Source organism: Cytobacillus praedii (assembly GCF_001439605.1).
GTDB classification, from domain to species: Bacteria; Bacillota; Bacilli; order Bacillales; family Cytobacillaceae; genus Cytobacillus; species Cytobacillus praedii.
The window spans coordinates 134,041-146,088 of the sequence record NZ_LMBX01000007.1; the positions used below are offsets into that span (position 1 = coordinate 134,041).

Consider the following 12,048-nt stretch of genomic DNA (forward strand, 5'->3'; position numbering starts at 1 on the left):
CAGAGATCCTTTTTGATTGGTTTTTTAAATATTTTATTTATTTCCTCATTCAAGTATAATATTGGTAACTGATCTATGGTCGGACAACATATTGTAGGAGGAAGTTTACTTTGAACAATCAACGAAAAACAAGCATCAAGTTAATGGCATTAGGAGGAGTAGGGGAATTCGGTAAAAATATGTACCTTGTGGAAGTGGATGGGGACATATTTGTACTGGATGCTGGATTAATGATTCCAGAAAATGAAATGCTCGGAATTGATATTGTAATTCCTGATATCACTTACCTGATACAAAATAAGGAACGAGTACAGGGAATATTTTTGACACATGGACACGAAGATCATATCGGTGCTCTTTCCTATATTTTGAATGAAATTGATGTTCCTGTGTATGGGACAAGGTTTACTCTGGAACTTGCAAAAGCAAAAGTGAAGGAACAAGAGTTTAAAGGGAATCCGAAATTTATCGAGGTTAATTCAGATACAAAAGTTGAATGCAGCTCAGCAAAGGTATCTTTTTTCCATACTACCCATAGCATTCCTGACAGTGTGGGCATTTGCATCCATACACCAGAAGGAAGTATTGTCTATACTGGAGATTTTAAATTTGATCAAGCAGCAGCAAAAGGGTATAAAACAGAAATTGGAAAAATGGCGTATATTGGTGATGAAGGTGTGCTCTGTCTTTTATCTGATAGCACAGAGGCGGAAAAACCTGGGTATACTTTATCTGAATCAAAAGTAATAAAACAGGTTACGGATGCATTTCAACGTGCACAAGGAAGAATTATTGCTGCCTCATTTGCATCAGATATTATAAGAATTCAGCATATCTTTGATGCAGCTTTTGAAAGTCGGCGGAAAGTAGTAATCGTGGGCAGATTCACACAAACGGCAGTTGATATTGCTCTCCAGCAGGGATATTTACACGTTGCTGAAGAAACGCTGGTCCCGATAACAGAAATATCAGCTCATCCTGATGATGAACTTGTAATTTTAACTACTGGCACGCAAGGTGAACCGATTGAAGTTCTACAGAAAATGGCCAAACAGACACATAAGCAAGTAAATGTAAAAACAGGGGATACTGTTCTCCTTGCGGGTACGCCATTAAGGGGAAGTGAAGTATTCATTGCTAAGACTATTGATATGTTATATCGAGCTGGTGCTAGTGTAATTTCTGGCAGGGGAACCTTCAATACGTCAAGTCATGGAAGTCAAGAAGAATTAAAGTTTATGATTAACTTAATGAAACCGAAGTTTTTTATTCCAGTACATGGTGAGTATCGGATGTTAAAGGCGCATGCAAAGTTAGCTTTGGAATGCGGCTTAACAGGTGATCAGATTTTTATACCTGAAAAAGGTGAAGTGGTAGAACTGGCTGATGAAGAAATACACCCGGCTGGCCGAATTCCGGCAGGGAATGTGCTCATTGATGGAAGCGGTGTTGGAGATGTTGGGAATATTGTTCTACGAGATCGAAAACTCCTTTCACAAGATGGGATTTTATTAGTGGTTGTCACCTTAAATAAAAAAGAGAAAAAAATATCAGCTGGACCGGAGATTATTTCTAGAGGTTTTGTTTATGTGAGGGAGTCAGAAGAGCTGCTAGTGGAAGCAACAAAAAGAGTTCGCGATATTGTGGAAAGAAGCATTTCGAAAGATTCATTCGATTGGACAGGCATCAAACAAGATATGAGAGATGAACTGAATCAATACTTATTTGAGAAAACTAAACGAAGACCAATGATCTTACCGATTATTATGGAGGTATAGATTAAACAAAATGCACAGCTCATTGCTGTGCTTTCTTTGTATATCAAGCTCCAGTGGCTATCCCCCTTGTGGGTCCAAGCTTGTCTAGTAGCGGTCCCCTTGGCCAAAAGTCTGCCAACCGGAAGGTTTAAGAACAACCTCCTAGCGGATTTGTCTCGTATTTGTCTGTGTTTAGGCCAAAGGAAGTCTCTTGGAAGAGGCGCAGATACAATTGGCTATTAGATTGTCCTGAATGCAGTTCCGCAATTGTACTTTAATTGATTTCCCGCATTAAATCTCCTTCAACGACCATACTAAATCTATATGGCTTGATATTTACAGCCTTAATAGGATTGAAGGGAGAAAAAACGATGGGAAATGATAAAAAACAAAATGATTCTTTAAATGAACAGCCTGATCAACCAAAGGAAGAACAACCGCCAAGTCTCATAGATAAAATACAACAGCTCGGCCAAACCAATGTTCCACAGCTTTCGCAGGATTCAAAAATCCATTGTTTAACAATTGTTGGTCAAATTGAAGGTCATCTCCAACTGCCGCCGCAAAATAAAACGACCAAATACGAGCATCTTATTCCACAAATTGTTGCTATTGAACAAAATCCAAAAATAGAAGGGTTGCTTGTTATATTGAATACAGTAGGAGGAGATGTAGAAGCTGGCTTAGCTATTTCGGAAATGCTCGCTTCATTATCAAAACCAACTGTTTCCATTGTACTTGGAGGAGGTCATTCGATTGGTGTGCCAATTGCCGTTTCATGCAGTTACTCCTTTATTGCTGAAACAGCAACGATGACGATCCATCCAATTCGATTAACAGGTCTTGTGATAGGCGTTCCGCAAACATTTGAATACTTAGATAAAATGCAGGATCGAGTAATTAATTTTGTTACGAAACATTCAAATATCTCAGAGGAATGCTTTAAAGATTTAATGTTTGCAAAAGGCAACCTAACAAGGGACATCGGAACAAATGTAGTTGGTACGGATGCGGTGAAATATGGGCTAATTGATAATGTTGGTGGCATTGGTCCAGCACTAAAAAAATTAGAAGAATTAATAGAGAATAATAAACAAGGGAATGAAGGGATTGTCCAATGATACTATATACTTCCATGCCTCATGAACTTGTCTTTCCGACGGACGCTGCTGAATTTAGCAAACAAAAAGTGGTTACGTATAATGGAATCCCACTTCTTGTAGAAATGGATGGTGGTCAGGATTGTACGGTGGTCAGGGTTATGAGCAGTGATCCCACACATTTCATGGATGATAAATATACCCCCGGAACAAAAATAACATTAGCTTAACAGTGTATTGATGCAATATGATATAATATAGAGAAACTTTAGAGCAGCCATCGAATGGCTGCTTTCTTCACTATATAGGAAGCAATAAATTCGGATATTTTAGATAACTTTGTTATTGGCTGGTCTGCGTATAGCTCAACAAGAAATGCTTCGAGCGTATGAAATTGCAGAATATAGCAGCTTATAGGAGGAGCCCCTGCCTAGCCTACAGAAGATATGGGGGATATCAATTTGACAGGGCGTTACGCATTTGTGAGCTTAGGGTCGCGCAAGACTAGACAACAGAATCGTTTAGAATGTCTTTCAATTGAGTCCCTTCAAATGCTATCCTAATCATCGGGCTTCAGCATTGGTTATTCAAAAACTGAAAATGGATGGCAAATGATATTTTTGTTTAAAATGGGAAAAAGAAGAAATTGAATTAGGTGATTAAATGGCCAAAAAAAAGCGAAGAAGAACAAAGAAAAAAGAAAATTTAAAGAAAACAATTCAATACGAGCTGTTTGCCTTAGTACTGATTGCATTATCCGCCATTGCGATGGCAAAGCTTGGAGCGGTGGGAAAAGCAACAGTTATGTTTTTTAGATTCTTCATGGGTGAATGGTATATATTAAGTCTATTAGGTTTAGTTGTTTTTGCAGGCTACCTCATGTGGAAGAGAACGATCCCATACTTATTACATACTAAGTTATTCGGAATCTATTTAATTTTATGCTCTATCCTATTATTAAGCCATGTTAAGCTATTTCAGCTTCTTTCGAATGGCGGGCAATTTCAGGATCCAAGTGTCATTGCGAACACATGGGAATTATTTTGGATGGAAGTAAACGGGGAAACGAGTACGACAGACTTAGGTGGAGGAATGATTGGCGCAACCCTGTTTGCACTCTTTTATTTTCTGTTTGATGGAGCAGGAACAAAAATCATTGCCTTCGTACTTATTATTATCGGCTTGATTCTTTTAACTGGGAAAACACTAGGGGATGCTTTAGGCAAACTAGGAACAGCCATTTCTAATGTCTTAAAAAGACAATGGGAAGCTTTTATTAATGATTGGAAAGAATGGTCAGGGTCACATAAAGAAAAAAAATTAGTTAGACAAGCCCAATTAAAAGAGGCAAAAGAAAAAGCGAAGGAACAAGAAGCAGAACCAATTATTATGATTAATAGCGGAAAAGAATCCTACGATGAGTTTAATCCTGAACCTATCATCTCTAGTTTTACACAAAAGGATTTGTATGCGAATGAAAAAACAGAAAGTTCTGGGCTGAAAAAGGAGAAGGAGCTTTCAGCATTAGAATCAGAAATAGATTCCTCGCCACAGATTACATTTACAGAGGTTGAAAATAAAGATTATGAGTTGCCGCCAATGAGATTATTAAAGCTTCCTCGTCAGACCGATCAAAGTGGGGAATATGAATTAATTCATGCAAATGCAGCCAAGCTGGAAAGAACATTTCAAAGCTTTGGTGTAAAGGCGCGGGTTACCCAGGTGCATTTAGGTCCAGCTGTTACAAAATATGAAGTGCATCCAGATGTAGGCGTAAAGGTGAGCAAAATTGTTAGCTTAAATGATGATTTAGCGCTTGCACTAGCTGCAAAGGATATTCGGATAGAGGCTCCAATCCCAGGGAAATCAGCTATTGGAATTGAAGTACCGAATTCGGAAGTTGCTATGGTTTCATTAAGAGAAGTAATTGAATCAAAGCAAAATGATCAGCCGAATTCGAAACTATTGATAGGACTAGGCCGTGATATTACTGGTGAGTCTGTATTAGCAGAACTTAATAAAATGCCCCATTTACTAGTGGCAGGTGCAACAGGGAGCGGGAAAAGTGTCTGTATTAATGGCATTATTACGAGTATCTTAATGAGAGCAAAACCACATGAAGTGAAAATGATGATGATTGATCCAAAAATGGTAGAGTTAAATGTTTATAATGGGGTACCTCATTTGCTGGCACCTGTAGTAACAGATGCGAAAAAGGCGTCTCAAGCATTAAAAAAAGTTGTCAGTGAGATGGAAAGACGGTATGAATTATTCTCCCATTCAGGCACAAGAAATATTGAAGGCTATAATGATCATGTGAACAGACATAATGCAGAAGAGGAAGGGCAACAGCCGTTATTGCCTTACATTGTCGTGATTGTGGATGAGCTTGCCGATTTAATGATGGTTGCCTCTTCAGATGTAGAGGATGCAATTACTAGGCTTGCACAAATGGCTCGAGCCGCAGGAATCCATTTAATTATCGCAACACAGCGCCCTTCTGTTGATGTCATTACAGGAGTCATTAAAGCGAATATTCCTTCCCGAATTGCATTTGCTGTTTCATCTGCAACTGATTCTCGCACCATTCTTGATATGGGTGGAGCTGAAAAATTGCTGGGCAGAGGAGATATGCTCTTCCTGCCGGTAGGTGCATCCAAGCCTGTTCGGGTTCAAGGAGCATTTTTGTCAGATGAAGAAGTTGAGGAGGTTGTCAGCTTTGTCATTGAACAGCAAAAGGCTCAATATCAGGAAGAAATGATACCAGATGATATTCCGGAAACAACAACTGCGGTTGACGATGATTTATATGATGACGCAGTTGAGCTTATTCTTGAAATGCAGACGGCGTCTGTTTCCATGCTGCAGCGACGATTTCGGATTGGCTACTCAAGGGCAGCTAGGCTGATTGATGAGATGGAAGCAAGAGGAATCGTAGGCCCATATGAAGGCAGTAAGCCAAGGGCAGTTCTAGTTGGCAAGCCTTCTGACGAAGCAAGTTCATAAATAAAGATAATTTCAAAAAAATGTTGAGAGTACACCATGTATTTTGATGAAAATTATTGGTAAGTGCTAATGTTAGCGAAAACTTCCTAAATAAAAATGGTCTATCATTAGATAGGCCTTTTTTTATGCTATACTAATTAACATAATGAAAAACGGGATAATTTTAATGAGAATATCTAAAGAAAATAAAAGAGAAATATTCATTTAATAAATAGGTTTAGCGTAGTGAAAAATAAGGTGTAATCCCGATGACACCGTTTTCAAGGCATTCTTTGTTTTTTGATTATGCAACTGAAAATGGGAGTGATAATTTAATCACCTTTTTAAGTCATTTTTGAAAATACTATTTCATTATTAGGTAAAAAGTGTTATAGTATTTTCGATTAGTAGGAATGATTGAACATCAGAGGTCTGATGTCCTTTACGAAAATTGGTTGGAGGAACACTGCATGTCTATTAAGTCAGATAACCGGCATTTATATTTACAAGTGATTGACCACTTAAAGCAAGATATCGAAAATGGAATTTATAAGGAAAGAGAGAAACTTCCTTCTGAATTTGATCTTGCAAAGCAGCTTGGTGTAAGCCGAGCGACACTCCGGGAAGCTCTTCGTATTCTCGAAGAAGAAAACGTTATCATTCGGCGACACGGAGTTGGTACATTTGTAAATGCAAAGCCATTGTTTACTTCAGGTATTGAACAGCTAAGCAGCGTTACTGACATGATATTACAAGCAGGGATGAAGCCTGGGACTATTTTCTTGAGTTCATCAACAATAGGACCGACAGAAGAGGATATACGCCGTTTCTCATGTACGATGGATGAAGAAATTGTGGTGATTGAAAGGGTTAGAACCGCTAATGGTGAACCAGTCGTGTATTGTATTGATAAAGTTCCTGATAAAATACTAACTGGTACTTTTTCTCACGAGCAAGAATCCATTTTCAATATGCTTGAAAATGGAACTAGCCGGAGAATTGCATATGCGGTTGCTTCGATTGAACCCATTGGCTACCACGAAAAAGTTTCGCCAATCCTCGAATGTGATCCTGAAACTGCATTACTTGTATTAAAGCAAATGCATTTCGACGAAATGGACGAGCCGATTCTTTATTCAGTCAATTATTTTAGAGCCGATAAGTTTAGCTTCCAAGTCCTTAGAAAAAGAGTATAAAAGATAGGGGTTTAATGGAATTAAAACGATCGTACCTATAATAATTTCTACTATCGGGTAAAAAAATAATAGGGGGTACATACCTTGAAGAAACGCAAATTTGGTCTAGTCTTGTCACTTGCACTAGCAGCTGGAACGATTTTAGGTGCATGTGGAAATGGTGACAAAAAGGATGAAGGTACAGCTAAGGACGGCGGAGACAAAGAAAGCAAGTTCTCAGTTGCAATGGTAACAGATGTTGGCGGTGTTGATGATAAGTCATTTAACCAATCTGCTTGGGAAGGTCTTAAAGCTTTCGGTTCTGAAAATGGACTTGAGCAAGGAAAAGGCGGATATGACTACCTTCAATCTAAATCAGACGCAGACTATGCGACAAACTTAAATAAGCTTGCTCGTGAAGATTTCTCTTTAATTTTCGGAATCGGTTTTAAATTAAAAGCTGACGTTGATACAATTGCGAAGCAACAAAAAGACGTTCACTTCGGAATCATTGATGATGTAGTTGAACAGCCAAACGTTGTAAGCGTATTATTTAAAGAGCAAGAAGCTGCATTCCTTGCTGGAGTTGCTGCTGCAAAAACTACAAAAACAAATCATATTGGTTTTATCGGCGGAATGGAAAGCCCAGTTATTGAGCGTTTCGAAGCAGGTTTCTTAGCAGGTATCCAAGCTGTAAATCCTGACATTAAAGTGGATGTTCATTATACAGGAGCATTCGATAAAGCTGACTTAGGTAAAGCAACTGCTGCACAAATGTATTCTTCTGGTGCTGATGTAATTTTCCACGCTGCTGGCGGTACTGGTAACGGATTATTTACAGAAGCAAAAGATCTTAAGAAGAAAGATCCAAAAAGAGAAATTTGGGCAATTGGTGTTGACTCTGACCAATCCGGCGAAGGTGTAGTTGAAATCGACGGCAAAGAACATAATGTAATCATTACATCTGCAATGAAGGGTGTTTCTCATGCAGTACAAGATATTTCTAAAAAGTCAATGGAAGGTAACTTCCCTGGCGGAGAAACAATTGTTTATGGTTTAGCTGAAGATGGTGTTAGCTTAGCTCCAATTAATGAAGAAGTAACAACAAAAGCAGATATCGAAACTGCTGTAAAAGAATGGACAGATAAAATCAAGAATGGTGATATCACTGTTCCTGGTACTTTAGATGAGCTAGCTAATTTCAAAGCAGAATAATAATACTTATAATAAAAATGGAATAAGTGGGTTGCAGGACGGACCCCTTATTCCTTTTTTAAGCGATTATATTTCAGTTTCTATTTTGGTAATTTAATTGAAACGTTGAAGCCATTCAACTTTTCACTTAGGTTTATCAACTATAGACTAATTGTGATTTAAATAGTTATAGAATTTATTTCTATAGTTTATTTTTTCAGTTTATAAAGTCTGACCTCTTACTACTAAAAATTTCCTTATTTTTAAAGGAGTGAAAAAATGGATTACGTTATTGAAATGCTGGGTATTCGCAAGGAATTTCCTGGGATTGTAGCGAATGATAACATTACGCTGCAAGTGAAAAAGGGTGAAATCCATGCTTTGCTTGGTGAAAACGGTGCAGGGAAATCTACACTTATGAACGTCCTTTTTGGACTTTATCAGCCTGAACAGGGAGAAATCAAAGTAAAAGGCAAGTCTGTAAAAATTACCAATCCGAATATTGCCAATGATCTAGGAATTGGAATGGTGCATCAACACTTTATGCTAGTTGATCCGTTTACGGTTACAGAAAATATAATCCTTGGAAGTGAGATTACAAAAGGCGGAAAAATTGATATTAAAACAGCGGAAAAAAAGGTTAGTGAGATTTCCGAGAAATACGGTTTAGCTGTTGATCCGCGCGCAAAAATTCAAGATATTTCTGTTGGGATGCAGCAGCGTGTGGAAATTTTGAAAACACTATACCGTGGGGCAGAGATCCTAATTTTTGATGAACCAACAGCTGTACTCACTCCGCAGGAGATTCATGAACTTATTCAAATCATGAAGACCCTGATTAAAGAGGGAAAATCGATCATATTAATCACACACAAGCTGAAAGAAATAATGGAAGTTTGTGATCGTGTAACAGTTATTCGAAAAGGCGTAGGCATCGGGACGGTTAATGTTAGTGAAACAAATCCTAATGATTTAGCTAGCTTAATGGTTGGCCGTGAAGTTACATTTAAAACAGAAAAAATTGAAGCAAGTCCCAAACAGGAAGTGCTTCAAATTCAAGATTTAAGAGTAAAGGATGCCCGCGGGCTGCCAGCAATTAATGGCTTAGATCTCACAATCAGAGCAGGAGAGATAGTGGGCATAGCAGGGGTAGATGGCAATGGCCAAACCGAATTGCTTGAAGCAATCACAGGCCTAAGAAAGTCTGAAAGCGGTTCAATCCTGTTAAATGGAAAGGAAATTCGCAATTTTTCACCAAGAAAGGTAACTGAATCTGGTGTAGGGCATATTCCGCAGGACCGTCATAAACATGGACTTGTTCTTGATTTTCCAATTGGGGAAAATATGGTCCTTCAAACGTATTATCAAAAACCATATTCAAATGGCGGAATACTGAACTATAAAGAAATCTACAAAAAAGCAAAAGGCTTAATAGATGAGTTTGATGTCCGTACTCCAAGTGAATTTACACCCGCACGGGCTTTATCGGGTGGTAATCAGCAAAAGGCTATTATCGGCCGTGAAGTTGATCGAAATCCAGATCTGCTTATTGCAGCACAGCCTACTCGAGGTCTTGATGTCGGGGCGATTGAATTTATTCATAAGCGCCTAATTGAACAGCGTGATAATGGAAAAGCGGTTCTATTACTATCATTTGAACTTGATGAAGTAATGAATGTAAGTGATCGCATTGCCGTAATCTATGAAGGACAAATCGTTGCGATTGTTGATCCGAAGGAAACGACAGAACAAGAATTAGGGTTATTAATGGCCGGTTCTAAACGGAAGGAAGCAGGTGAATAACAGATGTCTAGTCGCATGAAAAATATTATCGTGCCGATTCTTGCCGTATTATTAGGAATCATTGTCGGTACGATTATCATGTTAATAACTGGCTATGATGCTGGTGCAGCATTTATTGCTCTTTGGGATGGAGCATTTGGTGATATATATTATACTGGTGAAACAATTCGGCAGGTTACCCCATATATTCTTGCAGGGCTTGCTGTTGGATTTGCCTTTAAAACAGGCCTTTTCAATATTGGAGTAGAGGGTCAATTAATTGTTGGGTGGCTTGCGGCAGTATGGGTTGGAGTCGCGTTTGAATTACCTAAATTCATCCACCTTCCATTAGCTGTGTTAGCAGCTGCCGCTGCCGGTGCACTATGGGCATTTATACCTGGCCTTTTAAAAGCGAAGTTTCGCGTTCACGAAGTAATTGTTACGATTATGATGAACTATATTGCATTACATGTAGCAAACTATATTATCCGCACTGTCCTTTCAGAAAAGAGTGACCGGACAGCAGATGTTTTCCCGTCAGCTTCTCTTCGTTCCCCGTTTCTAGAAGGTCTGACAGACTATTCTCGTCTGCATTGGGGAATTATTGTTGCACTTATATGTGTATTTATTATGTGGTTTATTTTAGAAAAAACTTCTAGAGGCTATGAATTGAAAGCAGTTGGTTTTAATCAGCATGCATCAGAATATGCGGGAATGAGTGTAAAATCAAATATTATTTTATCAATGGTTATTTCTGGAGCTTTTGCTGGTCTTGCTGGTGCGATGGAAGGTCTAGGTACATTTGGCTACGCATCTATAAGAGGTGGCTTTACAGGTGTCGGCTTTGATGGTATCGCCGTAGCATTACTTGGTGGAAATACACCTATCGGGATTATTTTAGCTGCTGTCTTATTTGGTTCTTTAAAAGTAGGAGCGCTAAACATGCCGCTTGAAGCAGGTGTACCAAATGAACTTGTTGATATAATTATTGCGTTAATCGTTTTCTTTGTAGCTGCAAGTTATATGATCCGAATCTTTATTGATCGTATCGGCAAAAAGGGGGCGAAGTAAGTGAGCTTAATGGATATACTATCAATTGTTATCCCGTCAACTATGCTGTGGGCTGCACCGCTTATTTTTACTGCACTTGGCGGTACCTTTTCAGAGCGCTCCGGTGTGGTTAACATTGGACTCGAAGGTTTAATGGTTATTGGCGCATTCACTGCAATCGTCTTTAACTTAACATTTGCTGATGTGTTTGGGGATATGACTCCTTGGGTGTCCTTAGTGGCAGCAATGGTTGTAGGCGGCCTATTCTCTGTTATTCATGCAGTTGCCTCTATTACATTTAGAGCAGACCAAACAGTCTCCGGGGTAGCTATTAACTTATTAGCAGTAGGGGTATCATTGTTTCTTGTGAAATTTATGTACGATAAAGGTCAAACTGATATCATTCAAAAAGGTTTCAGTAAAGTAGATATTCCAATCCTTAGTGATATACCGATTTTAGGAAAGATATTTTTCTCTAACACATACTATACGTCTTATGTAGCAATAATTATTGCATTTATTGCATGGTATGTGATTTTCAAAACACCATTTGGTTTAAGACTTCGTTCTGTCGGTGAACATCCGATGGCTGCTGATACTATGGGAATCAATGTAACGAAAATTCGTTATATCGCTGTTATTCTATCTGGAGCACTTGGTGGAATTGGCGGTGGAATTTATGCACAATCAATTACTTCTGATTTCAGCCATGCAACAATTAGTGGACAAGGGTTCATGGCACTAGCAGCAATGATCTTCGGTAAATGGCATCCGCTTGGTGCGATGGGTGCGGCATTATTCTTTGGTTTTGCTCAAAGCTTAAGTATTATTGGTTCAAGCTTGCCGTTCCTTGAGAATATACCAAATGTGTATTTACTAATTGCTCCATATGTGCTAACAATTCTTGCGTTAACTGGCTTTATCGGCCGTGCTGACGCACCAAAAGCATCTGGAGTCCCATATATTAAAGGAAACCGTTAAAAAGTATGAAAGACCTAACTCTAT

General features: G+C 38.7%; 9 protein-coding genes. All 9 read left to right on the forward strand.

Translation table 11 applies throughout. The features are described from left to right. Window positions 1-110 precede the first annotated feature (110 nt). Window positions 111-1,778 (forward strand): ribonuclease J, encoded by a 1,668-nt coding sequence (locus tag ASU02_RS09895; RefSeq protein WP_269745971.1) that lies wholly within the window; start codon window positions 111-113, stop codon window positions 1,776-1,778. 350 nt (window positions 1,779-2,128) lie between these two features. After that, window positions 2,129-2,878 (forward strand): ClpP family protease, encoded by a 750-nt coding sequence (locus ASU02_RS09900; RefSeq protein WP_057763259.1) that lies wholly within the window; start codon window positions 2,129-2,131, stop codon window positions 2,876-2,878. Then, window positions 2,875-3,087 (forward strand): YlzJ-like family protein, encoded by a 213-nt coding sequence (locus ASU02_RS09905; protein ID WP_057763260.1) that lies wholly within the window; start codon window positions 2,875-2,877, stop codon window positions 3,085-3,087. The genes ASU02_RS09900 and ASU02_RS09905 overlap by 4 nt, the downstream gene beginning before the upstream one ends. A gap of 433 nt (window positions 3,088-3,520) precedes the next feature. Beyond that, on the forward strand, window positions 3,521-5,863 hold the full coding sequence (locus tag ASU02_RS09910; protein WP_057763261.1) for a DNA translocase FtsK: 2,343 nt from the start codon (window positions 3,521-3,523) through the stop codon (window positions 5,861-5,863). Window positions 5,864-6,312: 449 nt separating this feature from the next. After that, window positions 6,313-7,038: a GntR family transcriptional regulator gene (locus ASU02_RS09915; protein WP_057763262.1), complete on the forward strand. Its 726-nt coding sequence runs from the start codon at window positions 6,313-6,315 to the stop codon at window positions 7,036-7,038. 84 nt (window positions 7,039-7,122) lie between these two features. Beyond that, window positions 7,123-8,232: a BMP family lipoprotein gene (locus ASU02_RS09920; RefSeq protein ID WP_057763263.1), complete on the forward strand. Its 1,110-nt coding sequence runs from the start codon at window positions 7,123-7,125 to the stop codon at window positions 8,230-8,232. Between the two features lie 258 nt (window positions 8,233-8,490). Further along, complete coding sequence (locus tag ASU02_RS09925; RefSeq protein WP_057763264.1) at window positions 8,491-10,014, forward strand: ABC transporter ATP-binding protein; 1,524 nt, start codon at window positions 8,491-8,493, stop codon at window positions 10,012-10,014. A gap of 3 nt (window positions 10,015-10,017) precedes the next feature. Continuing rightward, the gene (locus tag ASU02_RS09930; RefSeq protein WP_057763265.1) at window positions 10,018-11,064 is read left to right on the forward strand and encodes an ABC transporter permease; all 1,047 of its coding nucleotides are present in this window, start codon (window positions 10,018-10,020) and stop codon (window positions 11,062-11,064) included. Then, window positions 11,065-12,024, forward strand: a complete 960-nt coding sequence (locus ASU02_RS09935) for an ABC transporter permease (protein ID WP_053475725.1) — start codon at window positions 11,065-11,067, stop codon at window positions 12,022-12,024. Window positions 12,025-12,048 lie beyond the last annotated feature (24 nt).